General features: G+C 71.3%; 17 protein-coding genes. All 17 read left to right on the top strand.

Annotated elements, in window-relative coordinates; translation table 11 throughout:
- The first annotated feature begins 45 nt into the window (after positions 1–45).
- Entirely contained in the window at positions 46–477 is a 432-nt protein-coding gene (rplK, locus tag HL663_RS07595; RefSeq protein WP_030526801.1) for a 50S ribosomal protein L11, read from the top strand.
- Between the two features lie 77 nt (positions 478–554).
- A complete protein-coding gene (rplA, locus tag HL663_RS07600) occupies positions 555–1,271 on the top strand; it encodes a 50S ribosomal protein L1 (RefSeq protein WP_173027780.1) in 717 nt (238 codons plus the stop codon).
- A 204-nt stretch (positions 1,272–1,475) separates the two neighbouring features.
- Complete coding sequence (locus HL663_RS07605) at positions 1,476–2,297, top strand: SCO4651 family lipoprotein (protein ID WP_173027781.1); 822 nt, start codon at positions 1,476–1,478, stop codon at positions 2,295–2,297.
- A gap of 322 nt (positions 2,298–2,619) precedes the next feature.
- A complete protein-coding gene (gene rplJ / locus HL663_RS07610) occupies positions 2,620–3,237 on the top strand; it encodes a 50S ribosomal protein L10 (RefSeq protein WP_173027782.1) in 618 nt (205 codons plus the stop codon).
- Between the two features lie 68 nt (positions 3,238–3,305).
- On the top strand, positions 3,306–3,692 hold the full coding sequence (gene rplL, locus HL663_RS07615) for a 50S ribosomal protein L7/L12 (protein WP_173027783.1): 387 nt from the start codon (positions 3,306–3,308) through the stop codon (positions 3,690–3,692).
- 282 nt (positions 3,693–3,974) lie between these two features.
- Positions 3,975–4,946: an ABC transporter ATP-binding protein gene (locus HL663_RS07620; protein ID WP_173027784.1), complete on the top strand. Its 972-nt coding sequence runs from the start codon at positions 3,975–3,977 to the stop codon at positions 4,944–4,946.
- A complete protein-coding gene (locus HL663_RS07625) occupies positions 4,943–5,710 on the top strand; it encodes an MlaE family ABC transporter permease (RefSeq protein WP_286176000.1) in 768 nt (255 codons plus the stop codon). Before HL663_RS07620 ends, HL663_RS07625 begins: the two co-directional genes overlap by 4 nt.
- 5 nt (positions 5,711–5,715) lie before the next feature.
- Positions 5,716–6,543 (top strand): MlaE family ABC transporter permease, encoded by an 828-nt coding sequence (locus HL663_RS07630; RefSeq protein WP_173027785.1) that lies wholly within the window; start codon positions 5,716–5,718, stop codon positions 6,541–6,543.
- A complete protein-coding gene (locus tag HL663_RS07635) occupies positions 6,540–7,838 on the top strand; it encodes an MCE family protein (RefSeq protein ID WP_173027786.1) in 1,299 nt (432 codons plus the stop codon). Before HL663_RS07630 ends, HL663_RS07635 begins: the two co-directional genes overlap by 4 nt.
- Positions 7,835–8,866: an MCE family protein gene (locus tag HL663_RS07640; protein ID WP_173027787.1), complete on the top strand. Its 1,032-nt coding sequence runs from the start codon at positions 7,835–7,837 to the stop codon at positions 8,864–8,866. Before HL663_RS07635 ends, HL663_RS07640 begins: the two co-directional genes overlap by 4 nt.
- On the top strand, positions 8,863–9,891 hold the full coding sequence (locus tag HL663_RS07645) for an MCE family protein (protein ID WP_286176001.1): 1,029 nt from the start codon (positions 8,863–8,865) through the stop codon (positions 9,889–9,891). The genes HL663_RS07640 and HL663_RS07645 overlap by 4 nt, the downstream gene beginning before the upstream one ends.
- Positions 9,888–11,075, top strand: coding sequence for an MCE family protein (locus tag HL663_RS07650; RefSeq protein ID WP_173027789.1), 1,188 nt, complete (start codon positions 9,888–9,890; stop codon positions 11,073–11,075). Before HL663_RS07645 ends, HL663_RS07650 begins: the two co-directional genes overlap by 4 nt.
- A complete protein-coding gene (locus tag HL663_RS07655; protein WP_173027790.1) occupies positions 11,072–12,292 on the top strand; it encodes an MCE family protein in 1,221 nt (406 codons plus the stop codon). The genes HL663_RS07650 and HL663_RS07655 overlap by 4 nt, the downstream gene beginning before the upstream one ends.
- Positions 12,289–13,545: an MCE family protein gene (locus HL663_RS07660; RefSeq protein ID WP_173027791.1), complete on the top strand. Its 1,257-nt coding sequence runs from the start codon at positions 12,289–12,291 to the stop codon at positions 13,543–13,545. The genes HL663_RS07655 and HL663_RS07660 overlap by 4 nt, the downstream gene beginning before the upstream one ends.
- On the top strand, positions 13,542–14,027 hold the full coding sequence (locus HL663_RS07665; protein WP_173027792.1) for an Rv1363c family protein: 486 nt from the start codon (positions 13,542–13,544) through the stop codon (positions 14,025–14,027). Before HL663_RS07660 ends, HL663_RS07665 begins: the two co-directional genes overlap by 4 nt.
- A gap of 79 nt (positions 14,028–14,106) precedes the next feature.
- Positions 14,107–14,796 carry a hypothetical protein gene (locus HL663_RS07670; protein WP_173027793.1) on the top strand — a complete coding sequence of 230 codons (690 nt, stop codon included), beginning with the start codon at positions 14,107–14,109 and terminating at the stop codon, positions 14,794–14,796.
- Between the two features lie 373 nt (positions 14,797–15,169).
- Entirely contained in the window at positions 15,170–18,655 is a 3,486-nt protein-coding gene (gene rpoB, locus HL663_RS07675; protein ID WP_216842703.1) for a DNA-directed RNA polymerase subunit beta, read from the top strand.

The raw sequence follows: 18,655 nt of genomic DNA on the forward strand, positions 1-18,655 counted from the left end.
GTCATCGCCCACGGCGTCGGCCCACACCACCGAAGAAGGACAGACATGCCCCCCAAGAAGAAGGTCTCCGGGTACATCAACCTGCAGATCCAGGCCGGTGCCGCCACCCCGGCGCCCCCGGTCGGCCCCGCGCTCGGTCAGCACGGCGTCAACATCATGGAGTTCGTCAAGGCGTACAACGCGGCGACCGAGCACCAGCGCGGCAGCATCATCCCCGTCGTCATCACGGTCTACGAAGACCGCTCGTTCACCTTCATCACGAAGACCCCGCCGGCCTCGGAGCTCATCAAGAAGGCCGCCGGCGTCCAGAAGGGCTCGGGCGAGCCGCACAAGACCAAGGCCGGCAAGCTCACCAAGGACCAGCTCCGTGAGATCGCCGAGACCAAGATGCCCGACCTCAACGCCAACGACGTCGACGCCGCGATGAAGATCATCGCCGGCACCGCCCGTCAGATGGGCATCGAGACCGAGCTCTGAGCCCGGTCCCACCCCCTGTGGCAGGGCCTGCGCTGGCCCGACGACCACGACTCCACCACCACTCCCAGGAGCAGCACATGAAGCGCAGCAAGGCCTACAACGCCGCGACCGAGAAGATCGACGCGGACACCCTGTACAGCCCGCTGGAGGCCGTCCGCCTCGCCAAGGACGTCGCGTCCGCCAAGTACGACGAGACCGTCGAGGTGGCCTTCCGCCTCGGGGTCGACCCGCGCAAGGCCGACCAGATGGTCCGCGGCACGGTCAACCTCCCGCACGGCACGGGCAAGACCGCCCGCGTCCTCGTCTTCGCCAACGGCGACAAGGCCGAGGCGGCCACCGCGGCCGGCGCCGACTACGTCGGCTCCGACGACCTCCTCGAGAAGGTGGCCGGCGGCTGGCTCGACTTCGACGCCGTCGTCGCGACGCCCGACCTCATGGGCAAGGTCGGCCGGCTCGGCAAGGTCCTCGGCCCGCGCGGTCTCATGCCGAACCCGAAGACCGGCACGGTCACGATGGACACGGCCAAGGCCGTGACCGACATCAAGGGCGGCAAGATCGAGTTCCGCGTCGACAAGCACGCCAACCTCCACTTCATCATCGGCAAGGCGTCCTTCGACGAGAAGGCCCTCGTCGAGAACTACGCCACCGCCCTGGAGGAGGTGCTGCGCCTCAAGCCGGCCAGCTCCAAGGGCCGCTACATCTCGAAGGCCACGCTGTCGACGACGATGGGCCCGGGCATCCCGCTCGACTCCAGCAAGACCCGCAACCTCCTCGAGGAGCAGGCCGACGCCTGAGCGGTCCCTCACCACGACGGAGCCCGTCGCCCCCACCGGGGCGGCGGGCTCCGTCGTGCGACCGGGGGGTGGCCGGGCGGTCGCGAAGTGGTCACGAACCCGGAACCGGTGCGGTGGCCGCGTCGTCGGAGACGTACGCTGGCAAGAACCCGGACGGCCCCCACGGGCCCTCCGTCCACGACGACCCATCGGGGGAAGCACCGTATGAAGCGCACCGTCCTGTCCGCCCTGGTCCTGTCCGGGGCCCTCGCCCTCGGCGCCTGCGGCTCGAGCACGACCGAGACCTCCACCGGGGCCGCGTCGTCCGCCGCCGCCGTGCAGGAGAGCAAGGCACCCACCGCGAAGGTCGGCGACACGGTCGAGCTGAAGACCCTCGCCGAGCAGAGCGCGGCCGCCGTCCAGGCGAAGAAGACCGCCCACATGTCGATGTCGACCGGCACCGAGGGGACCATCGAGGCCGACCTCGACTACAGCGGCTCCTCCCCGAAGATGGCGATGGACCTGACCGAGTCCGGCCAGTCCTTCAAGGTCGTGTACATCGACAAGGTCATGTACATGGGCGGCGAGGAGTTCAAGCAGATGTCCGGCGGCAAGCAGTGGATCAAGATCGACCCGCAGGGCAAGGACTCCATGTCGCAGATGATGGGGCCGATGCTCCAGCAGATGGAGTCGGCGATGGCCAACCCCACCGAGCAGCTCAAGGACGTCGACGGCGTCAAGGGCACCGTGACCAAGGTCCAGGACGGCGTGACGACCTACGAGGTCAAGCTGACCAAGGACCAGCTCGCGCAGATGGTCAAGAAGCAGGCGGCCGGCATCCCCGGGGTCACCGAGGAGGCGCTCAAGCAGATGCCCGACGGCGTCTCCTACGAGATGTCCTTCGACGCCGAGGGCCTGCCGCAGACGGTCACGACCGACCTGGCCGGCCAGAAGCTCGTCATGACCTACTCCAAGTGGGGCGAGCCCGTCACCGTCCAGGCCCCGCCGGCGAGCGAGGTCGGCACCTTCGAGCTGCCGACGAGCTGACCACTCGACCGCACCACGCACCATGCGCCGCGGCGCCCCGGGACCTCCCGGGGCGCCGCGGGCGCGTCCGGGCCACGCGCGCCGCGACGGCGATTTGGGGCACGGGGCCGCGTCCCGTACGCTGGTCCACGACCAAAGACCGCCGGTCGTCGCGTGCACCCGCACGTGACCGAAGGATCCACCGCGAGTGGGCGACCAGCGCAGGCTGCGAAGTACCGGAACGTCACGACCCGTCGTGCGCCCCGAGCCCCGTGCCCTGTGCCGGGGCTCGTTCTCGTCCCGGGCCCTTCCCGTCGGTCCGACCCGACGGAAGGAGGCCCGAATGTCACGTCCCGACAAGGCCGCGGCGATCGCCGAGCTCTCGGAGAAGTTCCAGAGCAGCAACGCCGCCGTCCTCACGGAGTACCGGGGACTCTCGGTGAAGCAGATCACCGACCTGCGCAACACCCTGCGTGGCAACGCGACCTACGCCGTGGTCAAGAACACGCTGACCCAGCTCGCCGCCAAGGACGCCGGGGTGACCGCGTTCGACGGTCAGCTCGTCGGTCCGTCCGCCATCGCCTTCGTCGAGGGCGACCCGGTGGAGGCTGCGAAGGGTCTGCGCGACTTCGCCAAGGCCAACCCCCTCCTGGTGATCAAGGCCGGCGTGCTCGAGGGCAAGACCCTCTCCGCCGAGGAGATCACCAAGCTCGCGGACCTCGAGTCCCGCGAGGTGCTCCTCGCCAAGCTGGCCGGCGCCATGAACGCGTCGCTCAGCCAGGCCGTCTACCTCTTCGCCGCTCCGCTCTCGAAGGCCGCTCGCACGGTCGACGCGCTGCGGGCCAAGGTCGAGACCGAGGGCCCGGTGGACACCGCCGCCGCCCCGGCCGAGGCCGAGGAGACCCCCGCCGAGGCTGACGCCCCGGCCACCGACGTCGCCGAGGGTGGCGACGAGAGCTGACCCTCACGGGCCCGCTCACCACACAATCCGCCACTCACGGCACAGTGCATCAACGAAAGGACGCCATCATGGCCAAGCTCAGCACCGACGAGCTCCTTGACGCCTTCAAGGAGATGACCCTGATCGAGCTCTCCGAGTTCGTCAAGGAGTTCGAGGACACCTTCAACGTCACCGCCGCCGCGCCCGTCGCGGTCGCCGGTGCCGCCGCCCCCGCCGCCGGCGAGGCCGAGGCCCCCGCCGAGCAGGACGAGTTCGACGTCGTCCTCGAGGCTGCCGGCGACAAGAAGATCGCCGTCATCAAGGAGGTCCGCGCGCTGACCTCCCTCGGTCTCAAGGAGGCCAAGGACCTCGTCGACGGCGCCCCGAAGCCCGTCCTCGAGAAGGTCGACAAGGCCGCGGCCGAGAAGGCCAAGGAGCAGCTCGAGGGCGCCGGCGCCACCGTCACCCTCAAGTGAGCCCGTCCCCGTGAGGGGACTCGCTTCGCACCAGCGGGGCCCGACCGTTCGCGGTCGGGCCCCGCTGGCGTCCCCGGACCCATCCGGTCGGGGGGAGGGCTCCGAACCCGTCTCCGTGGCCGGGTCCGGGCGTGCGAACGGGCATTCGTCCACCTGAGAAAACCCATAGGTCCTCAACGTGTCGTCACCCGACCGCTCGTGGTCTGATGGTCCGGCGCCGGGGGCCTACCACTGGGTAACTTCGGCGCGCACGCACCGGAGCGCACACGACGAAGGGTCGACATGGGTGTCGAGATCGCGGTGAGCGGCCTGACCAAGAGGTTCGGGAGCCAGCTCATCTGGGACGACGTGACCCTCACCCTCCCCGCCGGCGAGATCTCCGTCCTCCTCGGCCCCTCGGGCACCGGCAAGTCGGTCTTCCTCAAGACCCTCGTCGGGCTCATCCGCCCCGACCGGGGCTCGATCGTCATCGACGGCCGCGACGTCGTGCAGCTGCGCGGCGACGACCTCTACGAGGTCCGCAAGCTCTTCGGCGTGCTCTTCCAGGACGGCGCGCTCTTCGGCTCGATGAGCCTGTTCGACAACGTCGCCTTCCCGCTGCGCGAGCACACGCGCAAGAGCGAGAAGGAGGTCGCCGCGGTCGTCCGCGAGAAGATGGAGCTCGTCGGGCTCGCGGGCGCCGAGGAGAAGCTGCCCGGCGAGATCTCCGGCGGGATGAGGAAGCGCGCCGGCCTGGCCCGCGCCCTCGTGCTCGACCCGCAGATCCTCCTCATCGACGAGCCGGACTCCGGCCTGGACCCCGTCCGCACGAGCTACATCAACCAGCTCTTCGTCGACCTCAACGCGCAGATCGACGCGACCTTCCTCATCGTCACGCACGACATCAACACCGCCCGGACGGTGCCGGACAACATCGGCCTGCTCTACCACAAGCACCTCGCGATGTTCGGGCCGCGGGAGATGCTCCTGTCCTCCGAGGAGCCGGTGGTCCGTCAGTTCCTCAACGCCCAGACCGTCGGCCCGATCGGGATGTCCGAGGAGAAGGACGCCGACGAGCTCGCGGCCGAGTCCGGCCAGGAGCTCCCGCCGCTGCCGCCGATCCCGCTCCAGCTGCCGACGAGCGACGGGGCGCCGCGCCGGGCCGAGCGGACGGCGGGGGAGTGGTGCACGGCGAACGGCGTCACCCCGCCCCCCGGCAGCTTCGCCTCGACGACGGCCGGCATCGTCGGCGTGCGCACGGGAGCGCAGGCGTGAGCGTCGTGACCGGCGGCCTGCGCCAGGCCGGCTCGTTCTTCGGGATGTGCCTCGACGTCGCGAGGGCGCTGCCCAAGCGGCCCTTCCAGCTCAAGGAGCTCATCCAGCAGGCGTGGTTCGTCGCCTCGGTGACCATCGTCCCGACGGCGCTGGTGTCCATCCCGTTCGGCGCGGTCATCGCCCTCCAGCTCGGCACCCTGACCCGGCAGCTGGGGGCCCAGTCGTTCACCGGCGCCGCCTCGGTCCTCGCGGTCGTGCGCGAGGCCTCGCCGCTGGTCACCGCGCTCCTCGTCGCCGGCGCGGGCGGCTCGGCCATCTGCGCCGACCTCGGCTCGCGCAAGATCCGCGAGGAGGTCGACGCGATGGAGGTGCTCGGCATCTCACCGATCCAGCGCCTCGTCGTGCCCCGGGTCCTCGCGACGATGATCGTCGCCGCGCTGCTCAACGGCCTCGTCTCGGTCGTCGGCGTCGCCGGCGGCTACGTCTTCAACGTCATGGTCCAGGGCGGGACGCCCGGCGCCTACGTCGCCTCGTTCACCGCCCTCGCGCAGACCGCCGACCTCGTGACCGCCGAGGTCAAGGCGCTGCTCTTCGGGATGCTCGCCGCGCTCGTCGCCTCGTACAAGGGGCTGACCGCCGGCGGCGGCCCGAAGGGTGTCGGCGACGCGGTCAACCAGGCCGTCGTCATCACCTTCATGCTCCTGTTCGTCGTCAACTTCGTCATCAGCGCGGTGTACTTCCAAGTCGTCCCCCAGAAGATCTGACGCCGATGTCCCGCCTGCCCTCCCTCACGCGCGCCCCGCTGCGGCTCCTCGACGAGCTGAGCGCCCAGATGCGCTTCTACGTGCAGTCCGTCGGGTGGGTGCCGCGCACCCTGCGGCGCTACCGGCGCGAGGTCGTCCGCCTGCTCGCCGAGGTCTCGCTCGGCACCGGCGCCCTCAGCGTCATCGGCGGCACCGTGGGCGTGCTGACCTTCCTCGCCTTCTTCACCGGCAGCCAGGTCGGCCTCCAGGGCTACAGCTCGCTCGACCAGCTCGGCACCGGCGCGTTCGCCGGCTTCGTCTCGGCCTACCTCAACACCCGCGAGATCGCGCCGCTGGTGGCCGGCCTGGCCCTCGCGGCGACCGTCGGCTGTGGCTTCACCGCGCAGCTCGGGGCGATGCGGATCAGCGAGGAGGTCGACGCCCTCGAGGTCATGGGCATCCCGAGCCTGCCCTTCCTCGTGACGACCCGGATGATCGCCGGCTTCGTCGCGGTCATCCCCCTCTACGTCCTCGGGCTGCTCTCGTCGTACGCGGCGACCCGCTTCATCGTCACCGACTACTTCGGGCAGTCCAAGGGCACCTACGACCACTACTTCCACCTGTTCCTGCCGCCCGGCGACATCCTCTGGTCCTTCGCCAAGGTGCTCGTGTTCGCCGTCGTCATCATCGGCATCCACTGCTACTACGGCTACACCGCGAGCGGCGGGCCGGCCGGGGTCGGCGTCGCGGTCGGCCGGGCGGTGCGCACCTCGATCGTCGCCGTCAACGTCATCGACTTCTTCCTCAGCCTCGCGATCTGGGGCGCGACGACGACGGTGAGGATCGCCGGATGAGCGGTGGGTTCCTCGCGGGGCTGCGGGAGCGGGCGTACGGCGTCGCGTTCCTGCTCGTCGCCGTGCTCGGCGTCGCGGCGTCCGTCGCCACCTTCGAGAAGGTCTTCACGCAGGTCGTCACCGTCACGCTGCGCACCGACCGGATCGGGAGCCAGCTCCAGGAGGCCGCCGACGTCAAGATCCGCGGCGTCGTCGTCGGCGAGGTGCGCTCCATCTCCTCGAGCCCGCAGGGCGCGACGCTCACGCTGGCGCTCGACCCCGCCGCCACCGACCTCGTCCCGGCCTCGGTCAGCGCCCGGCTGCTGCCCAAGACCCTCTTCGGCGAGCGCTTCGTCGACCTCGTCGCGCCGCAGGGCGACCCCGGCCGGGCGATCCGCGAGGGCGACGTCATCCCGCAGGACCGGACCAGCGTCGCCATCGAGCTCGAGCGGGTCTTCGAGGAGCTGCTGCCGCTGCTGCGCACGGTCCGGCCGGAGAAGCTGGCGGCGACGCTCAACGCGCTCGCGACCGCCCTCGACGGCCGGGGGACGAAGCTCGGCGAGAACCTCGTCCTCGTCAACCGCTACTTCACCGAGCTCAACCCGAGCCTGCCCCTGGTCCAGGAGGACATCAGCGGCCTGGCCGACCTCGCGAGCACGTACGCCGAGGCCGCTCCCGACCTGCTGCGCGCCGCGAACGCGCTGCGCACGACGAACACGACCATCGTCGAGAAGCAGGACCAGCTCACGGGCTTCCTCGCGGGGACGGCCGGTTTCGCCAACACGACCGCCGCCTTCCTCGAGCAGAACGAGGACCGGATCATCCAGGTCGGCCGGGTGCAGCGTCCGACGCTGGAGGTCCTCGCCAAGCACGCGCCCGTCTACCCCTGTCTCGCACGGGGGCTGGTCAACTGGATCCCGCGAGCCGAGGGCATCTTCGCCGGCGGCCAGTTCCACATCACCCTCGAGACGCCGCCGCAGCGCAGCGCCTACCGCCCCGGCCAGGAGCCGGCGTGGCAGGACGACCGCGGGCCCACCTGCCGCGGCCTCCCCTCGCCCGGCGGCAGCCAGAAGAACCCGCGCGGGTCGGTGACCTTCGCCGACGGCACGGGCGGCGCCGCCGGCTCGTCGGTGCCCTCGGCGCTGCTCGCGCCCGGGGCGGTCGCCGTCGGCAACGTCGACTCCGGCCTGGCCGGGACCCGGGCCGAGCAGGAGGTCGTCGCCATCGCGCTGGCCTCCGAGGGGCACGGCGAGCCCTCGGCGCTGACCACCCTCCTCGCCGGCCCGATGCTGCGGGGGGCGGTGGTCGACCAGTGAGGACCGGCCCCAGCCTCGTCAAGCTCGTCGCGTTCGTCGTCGTCACCGTGCTCGCCACGGGTGTCCTCGCGGCGACCATCGCCAACGTCCTGCCCGGCGACAAGGCCACCTACCGCGCCGTCTTCACCGACGTCACCGGCCTGAACAGCGGCCAGGACGTCCGGATCGCCGGCGTGCGCGTCGGCACCGTCCAGGACATCCGGGTCGCGAAGGACCGGGTGAGCGCCGAGGTGACCTTCGAGGTGCTGCGCAGCTCGACCCTCACGCAGGGCACGGCGGCGACCATCAAGTACCGCAACCTCGTCGGCGAGCGCTACGTCGCGCTGACCCAGGAGCCGGGCGACGCCACGCCGCTGCCCGAGGGCGGCACGATCCCGCTGGGGCGCACGCACCCCGCGCTCGACCTCACGGTGCTCTTCAACGGCTTCAAGCCGCTGTTCGCCGCACTGTCGCCGCAGGACGTCAACGAGCTGTCCGCGCAGGTCATCTCCGTCCTCCAGGGCGAGGGTGGCGACGTCAACAGCCTCCTCGGGCAGACCGCGTCGCTCACGCAGGCGCTCGCCGACCGCGACGCCGTCATCGGCCGGACGATCGACAACCTCAACACCGTGCTCGGGACGGTGGAGTCCAACGACACCGCCTTCGCCGACCTCCTGACGCAGCTCCAGCGGTTCGTCTCCGGGCTGGCGCAGGACCGCAAGGCCATCGGCGACTCGCTGACGAACATCAACGCGCTGACCGGTGACACCGCGAGCCTGCTGCAGGCCGCCCGTCCGGACCTCAAGAGCGACATCGCGAACCTCGGCGACCTCGCGGGGACGCTGAACGAGCCGCAGAACACCCAGGAGTTCGAGCGCTTCATCGCGCAGGCGCCGACGAAGATCTCGACCATCACCCGGACGGCGACCTACGGCTCGTGGTTCAACTTCTACCTCTGCCGCTTCGACGTGCAGAACCTCCTGCTGCCCACCGGCAAGACGCCCGGCGGGCTGGGCTACGACGTCGCGGCGGCGAGGTGCCGGTCGTGAGGGCGCTCCGGCTGCCGAGCCTGCCCCGCCTGCCCTCCCGCCGGGCGCGGGCCGGTCGGCCTCCGCGCGACCGCAACACGCTGCGGCTCGGCATCGCGGGCATCGCGGCGATGGTCGTGCTCATGGTGCTCGCGTTCAACGCCTCGAGCCTGCCCTTCATCGGCGGCGGCGACGACTACAGCGCGGCCTTCACCGAGGCCGGCGGCCTGCGCGACGGCGACGACGTGCGGATCGCGGGCGTGACGGTCGGCCAGGTCACCGGCGTCGACCTCGAGGGCTCGCACGTGCGCGTCGACTTCCGCGTCACCGAGGACGTCGCCTTCGGGCCGACGACGGGGGCGTCCGTGCGCATCAAGACCCTCCTCGGCGAGAAGTACGTCGGCCTCGAGCCCCGCGGCACCGGCCGGATGAAGGTCGGCGCGCAGATCCCGCTGTCGCGCACCGTCTCCTCGTACGACGTCGTCACCGCGTTCTCCGACCTCACCCGCACGACCGAGCGGATCGACACCGACCAGCTGGCCCGCTCCCTCGACGTCCTCGCGACCGAGTTCGAGGACACCCCCGAGAACGTCCGTGGCGCGCTCGACGGGCTGAGCCGGCTCTCGTCGACCATCGCGAGCCGCGACGAGAAGCTGCGCGAGCTGCTCCGGGCCGCCGACTCGGTCACGGGCACCGTGGCGGAGCAGAACGCGGTCGTCGACCGGCTGATCGAGGATGCCGACCTCCTCGTCGCCGAGCTCGAGACCCGGCGCGAGGCCATCCACACCCTCTTCACGAACACGAGCGCCCTCGCCGAGCAGGTGACCGGGCTGGTCCGCGACAACCGGGCCGAGCTGCGACCGGCCCTCGAGCAGCTCAAGGGGGTCCTCTCCACGCTGCAGGACCACGAGGAGGACCTGCGGGCGACCATCCGCGCGATGGCGCCCTTCACCCGGCTGTTCGCGAACACGCTCGGCACCGGGCCGTGGTTCGACACCTACATCCAGAACCTCACCAACCCCGTGGGAGGGGTGGGGCGCGGATGACCCGACGCACGCTCCCCGGCGCCGCCCGCGTGGCCGCCGCCGCCCGCCGCACGCCCCGACGCCTCGCGCTCGCGGCCGGTGTCCTCGTCCTCGCCCTCGTGGCGGTCGTCGCGGTCGCCTGGCCCCGGCCGCAGCCGATGCACCTCACCGCCGAGTTCGTCCGCGCGGTCGGCCTCTTCCCCGGGTCGGACGTCCGCATCCTCGGCGTCAAGGTCGGCGAGGTCACGGCCGTGGAGCCGCGCGGGAAGACCGTCCGGGTCGACCTCGACGTGACGACCGAGCACCCCGTGCCCGCGGACGCCCAGGCGGCCATCGTCGCGCCCTCGCTCGTCAGCGACCGCTACGTCCAGCTGCTGCCGGTCTGGACCGACGGCCCCCGGATGCGTGACGGCGCCCGGATCCCGTTGGAGCGCACCGCCGTCCCCGTCGAGCTCGACCGCGTCAGCCAGAGCCTCGACGACCTCATGGTCGCGCTCGGGCCGCAGGGGGCCAACGCCGACGGTGCGCTCTCGCGGGTGCTCGAGACCGGCGCCGCGAACCTCGACGGCAACGGGCAGACCCTCCACGACACGACCGTCAACCTCTCGCGGGCCGTGCAGACCTTCGCGGAGGGGCGCGGCGACCTCTTCTCCACCGTGAAGAACCTCAACACCTTCACCGAGACGGTGGCCGCCAACGACAAGCAGGTGCGCCGGCTCAACGAGAACCTCGCGTCGGTCACCACCGCCCTCGACGACGAGCGCGACGACCTCGCCTCGGCCCTGGCCAACCTCGCGGTCGCCCTGGACCAGGTCACCTCGTTCGTCCGCGACAACCGCGCCGTGCTCAAGGACGACGTGGCGCGCCTCACCGACGTCACCTCCGCGGTCGCGCAGGAGCGCAAGGCCCTGGCCGAGACCCTCGAGGACGCCCCCGTCGCCCTCTCCAACCTCCAGCTGGCCTACGACGAGAAGACGGGCACGCTCGACACCCGGGCGACCATCCAGGGCACCGACCGGCCCGGGCTGCTCCTCTGCTCGCTCGTCACCGGCCCCACCGGCACGGGCAACACCGACCTCTGCAAGAGCTCCGGCCTCCTCGACCTGAAGCTGCCGGACGTCCTCGGCGGGCTCACCGGCTCGCGGGGCGACACCGGCGGCCTGCTGCGCGGCGCCGACCCGACCCTCGGAGGGCTGCTCGGATGACCACCACCCGCCGCCGCGCCACCGCCGTCGTCAGCGCCCTCGTCGTCCTCGTCCTCGCGGGCTGCACGAGCGTCTACGACCTGCCGCTCCCGGGAGGTCCCCGGGCCGAGGGCCGCCAGATCACCGTCAGGGCGGAGTTCACCGACGTCCTCGACCTCGTCCCGCGCTCGTCGGTCAAGGTCGACGAGGTCACCGTCGGCGAGGTGACGGCCATCGACCTCGACGGCTGGACCGCCCGCGTGACGATGCGCGTGCCGGCCGCGAGCGACCTGCCCGACGACACCCGGGCCGAGCTCAAGCAGACCTCGCTCCTCGGCGAGAAGTACGTCGCCCTCGAGCGCCCCGACGGCGGCGGCTCCGGCCGGCTCGGCGACGGCGACCTCATCCCGCTGGAGCGCACCGGCCGCAACCCCGAGGTCGAGGAGGTGCTGGCCGCCCTCTCGATGCTGCTCAACGGCGGGGGAGTGGGCCAGCTCAAGGTCATCGAGACCGAGCTGAACAACGCGCTGCGGGGGCGCACCGACGACGTGAGGAGCCTCATCACCCAGCTCGACACCTTCGTCGGGGGCCTGGACGAGCAGAAGGCCGAGATCATCCGCGCGATCGACGGCATCGACCGGCTGAGCGCGAGCCTGGCGCAGCGGCGCGACGAGCTCGAGGGGGTCCTGCGGGAGCTGCCGAAGGGCCTGAAGATCCTCGCCGACCAGCGCGAGCAGCTGACGACGATGCTCACCTCGCTCGACCGCCTCGGCAAGGTCGGCACGCGGGTCGTGCGGGCCTCGCGCGAGGACACGCTGGCGAACCTGGAGGCCCTGAAGCCCGTGCTCGCCCAGCTGGCGAAGGCCGGCGACGACCTGCCCGCGAGCCTCCAGCTGCTGCTCACCTACCCCTTCCCCGACTCCTCGCTGCAGGCCATCAAGGGCGACTACACGAACCTGCGCGTGACGGCGGACCTCGACCTGCGGGGCCTCACCCTGCCCCTGCCGACCTCGTTGCCCACGATCCTGCCGACCTCGCTGCCCACCGTGCTGCCGACCAGGCTCCCGACCGCCCTCCCGACGGCGCTGCCGACCGTGACGGTGCCGGTGCCGACGGTCCTGCCGAGCCTGCCCCTGCCGACGCGCTCCGGCGGGCCGCTCTGCCCGCCCGTGTGCCTCGGCGGCGGCTCCACCGAGGACGCGTCCTGGACCACCCTCTACACCGGGGGGCAGCCGTGATCCGCCGCCTGACCCGGGTCCAGCTCGGGCTCTTCCTCGTCATCACCGTCGTCGCGACGTCGATCCTCTCGGCGAGCTACGTCGGGCTCACCGAGCGCGTCTTCGGCACCGGCCCGACCGTGGTCGTCGACCTCGCGAGCTCCGGTGGCATCTTCGAGGGCGCCGAGGTCACCTACCGCGGGGTCCGCGTCGGGCGGGTCGAGGAGCTGACCCTCAGCGCCGACGGCGTCCGCGCCCACGCGAAGCTCGAGAGCGGCGTCGAGGTGCCCACCGACACCCGCGCCGTCGTCGAGAACCGCTCGGCCGTGGGGGAGCAGTACCTCGACCTCCAGCCGCGAGCCGCCGGCGCCCCGTACCTCGCCGACGGCGACGTCATCGCGCGCGACGACACCGCCACCCCGCTGCGCGTCGACCAGCTGCTCCTCGACGTCGACCGCACGGTCCGCTCGGTCCCGAAGGACGACCTCGCGACGGTCGTCGACGAGCTGGGCACCGGCTTCGAGGGGACCGGCGACGACCTCGGCCGGCTCATCGACGACGGGGACGCGTTGACCCGCAGCGCGATCGAGGCGCTGCCCGACACCGTCGCCCTGCTGCGCTCGGGCAAGGTCGTGCTCGACACCCAGCGCGAGGGCGCCTCGCAGATCCGGACCCTCTCGGGCAACCTCGCCCGCATCTCCGAGACGCTGCGCGACTCCGACCCCGACCTGCGCGTCGTCCTCGACCGCGGCGCCGTGGCCTCGCGCGAGCTCGAGGCGGTCGTCGCGGAGAACCGCACCTCGCTCGCGACGCTGCTCGCCAACCTCGTGACCGTCGGGCAGGTGACGAGCGCCCGCGTCGACGGTATCGACCAGCTGCTCATCACCTACCCCGAGGTCGTCGCGGGCGGCTACACCGTCGTCCCCGGCGACGGCAGCGCCCACTTCGGCCTCCAGCTCTCGCAGTCGCCGGGGCCCTGCACCCAGGGCTACGGGGGGACGACCAAGACCGACCCCAACCGCACGAGCGGACTGCCGCCGGTCAACACCGACGCCCGCTGCACGCTGCCCCGGGGGTCGGCCTCGACCGTGCGCGGCGCGCAGAACGCGCCCGGCGCGCGCCCGGCCGGCAGCACGAGCTACGCGATGGCGTACGGTTCCGAGCCGGTCCCGCTCGGGACCACCGCCTACGGGGCGCCCGCGACCGTCGGCGCCCCCGTCGCCCCGGCCGCCGGCGGCGGCCTGTCCTGGATCATGGAGGAGGCCACCCGATGACCCGCACCGTCCGCGTCCTGTGGGCCCTCGTCGCGCTCGTCGTCGTCGCGACGGTCGTGCTCGGCGCGACCCGCGGCCGCGCCTGGTACGAGGGTCGGCAGCTGGAGCAGGCCCAGCGCGACGCGCTCGCGGCCGGCCGGCAGCTGGCCGTCAACTTCGCGACCCTCGACTACCGGGAGGTGGACGTCGACACCCAGCGGGTGCAGGACGGGGCCACGGGGGAGTTCCTCGACAGCTACGGCAAGAGCCTCGCCGACCTGCGGACCGTCGTCGTGCAGAACAGGTCGACCTCGCGCGTCGAGCGGGCCGAGGCGGCGCTGGTGTCGGGCGACCGCGACTCGGCCCAGGTCATCGTCGGCATCGTCGCGCCGACGAGCAACACCAACGTCCCGGACGGCGAGACCAAGACCTACCGGGTCAAGCTCGGCCTGCGGGAGCTCGGTGGCACGTGGAAGGTGGAGCGCCTTGAGTTCGTCGGATGACCGTCGCCGGCCCCGCGTGGCCGGCCAGCGCCGCCGCCACGGCCGACCCGCCGAGCAGGCCCCCGAGCCCGGGGCGCCCATGTCCGCCCCGACCACCCCGGCCGAGCCCGTCGTGGGGGACCGGGCCGAGGACGTCGTGACCGCGCCCGTCGTCACCGAGCCCGTCACCCACGAACCCGTCGAGCACGTCCAGGCCCTCGAGGACGACACCGGGCACGACGGCACGGAGCACGACGACACGGAGCACGACGGTACCGGGCCCGACGACGCCGCCCAGGAGCGCCGTGGTCGGCTGTCCGCCGGCGTCGCGACCCCCCTGACCCTGCTCGTCCTCGCCCTCGTCGCCTTCGCGCTCGTCCTCACCGTCTCGCTGCGCGACCCCGGCGCGCGCGAGCGCGACGCCCGGGCGGCCACCGCGGCGGCCCGCACCTCCCTCGAGCAGCTGCTGTCGTACGGCTGGCAGACCCTCGACGCGCAGGCGCAGCGCAACGCGGGCCTGCTGACCGGCTCCTTCAAGAAGGAGTACGCCGTGACGATGGCCTCCACCATCGCGCCGGTCGCGCAGAAGCAGAAGGTGACGGTCCAGGCGCGCAGCTACGAAGCCGGCGTCATGGGCCAGACCCCCGACACCGTCACCGTCCAGGTCTTCCTCGACCAGGCGAAGACCGCGCAGGGCCAGGAGCAGCCCTCGGTCGACCAGAACCGGGTCATCGCGACGATGCGCAAGGTCGACGGCCGTTGGCTCGTCGAGCAGCTCTCGGCCTACTGACGACGGCCCCCGGGCCCGTCCGGGGCACCCGCACGCAGGGCTCCGGGACGCCCGCGCACGGAGCGCGGCACGCCGGGAACGGCGGTTTCGCTTGACGCGGGCACCTGGCGGCGTCATCCTGTTGCGCGTCACCTGCTCACGCGGGGGGCCGCACCGGGAGCCTGGGGGCTTGACGCGGTTGGACGGTGCTGCCTTCGTCGGGTATGCTATCTCTTTGCGCTGCCCCTAACCTTCCCTCGCTCGTCGTCGAGTCGTCCCATCGCCATGCCCCCGGCTGTCCCGGGTGGACCCGCGTGGGCACGGCACACGGTGGTCGATGGGGTCGGGAGCGGCCAGTTCGCACAACAGACCAGGCCCGTGGAAGGAACCCTCCTTGGCTGCCTCGCGCACCACGTCCAAGATGACCACCGCACTGACGGCTTCGGGCCGTCTCTCGTTCGCCAAGATCCGTGAGCCGCTGGAGGTCCCCGACCTCCTCGCCCTGCAGACCGAGAGCTTCGACTGGCTGCTCGGCAACGAGCGCTGGCAGGAGCGCGTCGCCGCCGCCCTGGAGGCCGGCCGCGACGACGTCCCGGAGCGCTCCGGACTCGAGGAGATCTTCGAGGAGATCTCCCCGATCGAGGACTTCAGCGGCTCGATGTCGCTGAGCTTCCGCGACCACCGCTTCGAGGACGTCAAGTACTCGATCGAGGACTGCAAGGAGCGCGACCAGACCTACTCCGCGCCCCTGTTCGTCACCGCCGAGTTCATGAACAACACCACCGGCGAGATCAAGAGCCAGACGGTCTTCATGGGCGACTTCCCGCTCATGACCGAGCGCGGCACCTTCATCATCAACGGCACCGAGCGCGTCGTCGTCTCGCAGCTCGTCCGCTCCCCGGGCGTGTACTTCGAGCGCACCCCGGACAAGACCTCCGACAAGGACGTCTACTCCACCAAGGTCATCCCGAGCCGCGGCGCCTGGCTCGAGTTCGAGATCGACAAGCGCGACATGGTCGGCGTCCGCGTCGACCGCAAGCGCAAGCAGTCGGTCACGGTCCTCCTCAAGGCCCTCGGCATGTCCGAGGCCGAGATCCTCGAGGAGTTCGGCGACTACGAGTCGATGCGCATGACCCTGGAGAAGGACAACACCACGGGTCAGGACGACGCGCTGCTGGACATCTACCGCAAGCTGCGTCCGGGCGAGCCGCCGACCAAGGAGGCCGCGCAGACCCTGCTCGACAACCTCTACTTCAACGGCAAGCGCTACGACCTCGCGAAGGTCGGTCGCTACAAGATCAACAAGAAGCTCGGCATCGAGAGCGAGCTGTCGACCTCGACCCTCGGCCTCGAGGACATCGTCGCCACGATCAAGTACCTCGTCGCGCTGCACGCCGGCGAGGACACGATGCCCGGCACCCGCCGCGGCGAGGCCGTCGACATCCGCGTCGAGACCGACGACATCGACCACTTCGGCAACCGCCGCCTGCGCAACGTCGGCGAGCTCATCCAGAACCAGGTCCGCACCGGCCTGTCCCGGATGGAGCGTGTCGTCCGCGAGCGGATGACGACCCAGGACGTCGAGGCGATCACGCCGCAGACGCTCATCAACATCCGCCCGGTCGTGGCGTCCATCAAGGAGTTCTTCGGCACCAGCCAGCTCTCCCAGTTCATGGACCAGAACAACCCGCTCGCGGGCCTGACGCACAAGCGGCGTCTCTCGGCCCTCGGCCCGGGTGGTCTCTCCCGTGACCGCGCCGGCATGGAGGTCCGCGACGTCCACCCGTCGCACTACGGCCGCATGTGCCCGATCGAGACCCCTGAAGGCCCGAACATCGGCCTCATCGGCTCGCTCGCGTCCTACGGGCGGATCAACTCCTTCGGCTTCATCGAGACCCCGTACCGCAAGGTCGACAAGGGTCGCGTCACCGACGAGATCCACTACCTCTCGGCCGACGAGGAGGACGAGCACGTCATCGCCCAGGCGAACGCGACGCTCTCCCAGGACAGCACGCACTTCGTCGACGAGCGCGTCCTCGTGCGCGTCAAGGGTGGCGAGGTCGAGTACGTCCCGGCCGCCGAGGTCGACTACATCGACGTCTCCCCGCGCCAGATGGTGTCCGCGGCGACCGCGCTCATCCCGTTCCTCGAGCACGACGACGCCAACCGCGCCCTCATGGGCTCGAACATGCAGCGTCAGGCCGTCCCGCTCGTGCGGGCCGAGGCCCCGCTCGTCGGCACCGGCATGGAGCTGCGCGCCGCCGTCGACTCCGGTGACGTCGTCGTCGCCGAGAAGGCCGGTGTCGTCACCGAGGTCTCCGCGGACCTCGTGACCGTCGCCGCCGACGACGGCACCTCGCGCACCTACCGGATCGCGAAGTTCGACCGCTCGAACCAGGGCAACAGCTACAACCAGGTCGTGCGCGTCGACGAGGGCCAGCGCCTCGAGGCCGGCCAGCTCATCGCCGACGGTCCCGCGACCGACGGTGGCGAGATGGCGCTCGGGCGCAACCTCCTCGTGGCGTTCATGCCGTGGGAGGGCCACAACTACGAGGACGCGATCATCCTCAGCCAGCGCCTGGTGCAGGACGACGTCCTCTCCTCGATCCACATCGAGGAGCACGAGGTCGACGCCCGCGACACCAAGCTCGGCCCCGAGGAGATCACCCGGGACATCCCGAACGTGTCCGAGGACGTCCTCGCCGACCTCGACGAGCGCGGCATCATCCGCATCGGTGCCGAGGTCCGCGACGGCGACCTGCTCGTCGGCAAGGTCACGCCCAAGGGCGAGACCGAGCTCACCCCGGAGGAGCGCCTGCTGCGCGCCATCTTCGGCGAGAAGGCCCGCGAGGTCCGCGACACCTCCCTCAAGGTCCCCCACGGCGAGACCGGCACCGTCATCGGCGTCAAGGTCTTCGACAAGGACGAGGGCGACGAGCTGCCCCCGGGCGTCAACCAGCTGGTCCGCGTCTACGTGGCGAACAAGCGCAAGATCACCGACGGCGACAAGCTCGCCGGCCGCCACGGCAACAAGGGCGTCATCTCCAAGATCCTCCCGATCGAGGACATGCCCTTCCTCGAGGACGGCACGCCGGTCGACGTCGTGCTCAACCCGCTCGGTGTCCCCGGCCGCATGAACGTCGGCCAGATCCTCGAGCTGCACCTCGGCTGGGCCGCGAGCCGCGGCTGGGAGATCGAGGGCACGCCCGAGTGGGCCGACCTCATCCCCGGGGACGCGCGCCAGGCCCCGGCCGGCACCCGCGTCGCCTCGCCGGTGTTCGACGGTGTCCGCGAGAACGAGATCGTCGGTCTGCTCGACAGCACGCGCAAGACCCGCGACGACGTCCGCCTCATCGACGGCACGGGCAAGGCCCGCCTCTTCGACGGCCGCTCCGGCGAGCCGTTCCCGGAGGCCGTCTCGGTCGGCTACATGTACATCCTCAAGCTGCACCACCTCGTGGACGACAAGATCCACGCGCGCAGCACGGGTCCCTACTCGATGATCACCCAGCAGCCGCTCGGCGGTAAGGCCCAGTTCGGTGGCCAGCGCTTCGGTGAGATGGAGGTCTGGGCCCTGGAGGCGTACGGCGCCGCCTACGCGCTGCAGGAGCTGCTCACCATCAAGTCCGACGACGTCAACGGCCGCGTCAAGGTCTACGAGGCGATCGTCAAGGGCGACAACATCCCCGAGCCCGGCATCCCCGAGTCCTTCAAGGTGCTCATCAAGGAGATGCAGTCCCTCTGCCTCAACGTGGAGGTCCTGTCCAGCGACGGGTCCACCATCGAGATGCACGACGCGGAGGACGACGTCTTCCGTGCCGCCGAGGAGCTCGGCATCGACCTGTCCCGGCGTGAGCCGAGCAGCGTCGAAGAGGTCTGA

The sequence above is a fragment of the Arthrobacter sp. NEB 688 genome (assembly GCF_013201035.1).
Lineage (GTDB): Bacteria > Actinomycetota > Actinomycetes > Actinomycetales > Dermatophilaceae > Phycicoccus.

Excerpts from the sequence above, each read along its gene's own strand:
- rplJ (WP_173027782.1), top strand. The coding sequence starts at position 2,620 with ATGTCACGTCCCGACAAGGCCGCGGCGATCGCCGAGCTCTCGGAGAAG.
- rplK (WP_030526801.1), top strand. The coding sequence starts at position 46 with ATGCCCCCCAAGAAGAAGGTCTCCGGGTACATCAACCTGCAGATCCAG.
- HL663_RS07655 (WP_173027790.1), top strand. The coding sequence starts at position 11,072 with ATGACCACCACCCGCCGCCGCGCCACCGCCGTCGTCAGCGCCCTCGTC.
- rplL (WP_173027783.1), top strand. The coding sequence starts at position 3,306 with ATGGCCAAGCTCAGCACCGACGAGCTCCTTGACGCCTTCAAGGAGATG.
- HL663_RS07605 (WP_173027781.1), top strand. The coding sequence starts at position 1,476 with ATGAAGCGCACCGTCCTGTCCGCCCTGGTCCTGTCCGGGGCCCTCGCC.
- HL663_RS07635 (WP_173027786.1), top strand. The coding sequence starts at position 6,540 with ATGAGCGGTGGGTTCCTCGCGGGGCTGCGGGAGCGGGCGTACGGCGTC.
- rplA (WP_173027780.1), top strand. The coding sequence starts at position 555 with ATGAAGCGCAGCAAGGCCTACAACGCCGCGACCGAGAAGATCGACGCG.
- HL663_RS07665 (WP_173027792.1), top strand. The coding sequence starts at position 13,542 with ATGACCCGCACCGTCCGCGTCCTGTGGGCCCTCGTCGCGCTCGTCGTC.
- HL663_RS07630 (WP_173027785.1), top strand. The coding sequence starts at position 5,716 with ATGTCCCGCCTGCCCTCCCTCACGCGCGCCCCGCTGCGGCTCCTCGAC.
- HL663_RS07670 (WP_173027793.1), top strand. The coding sequence starts at position 14,107 with ATGTCCGCCCCGACCACCCCGGCCGAGCCCGTCGTGGGGGACCGGGCC.
- HL663_RS07620 (WP_173027784.1), top strand. The coding sequence starts at position 3,975 with ATGGGTGTCGAGATCGCGGTGAGCGGCCTGACCAAGAGGTTCGGGAGC.
- HL663_RS07650 (WP_173027789.1), top strand. The coding sequence starts at position 9,888 with ATGACCCGACGCACGCTCCCCGGCGCCGCCCGCGTGGCCGCCGCCGCC.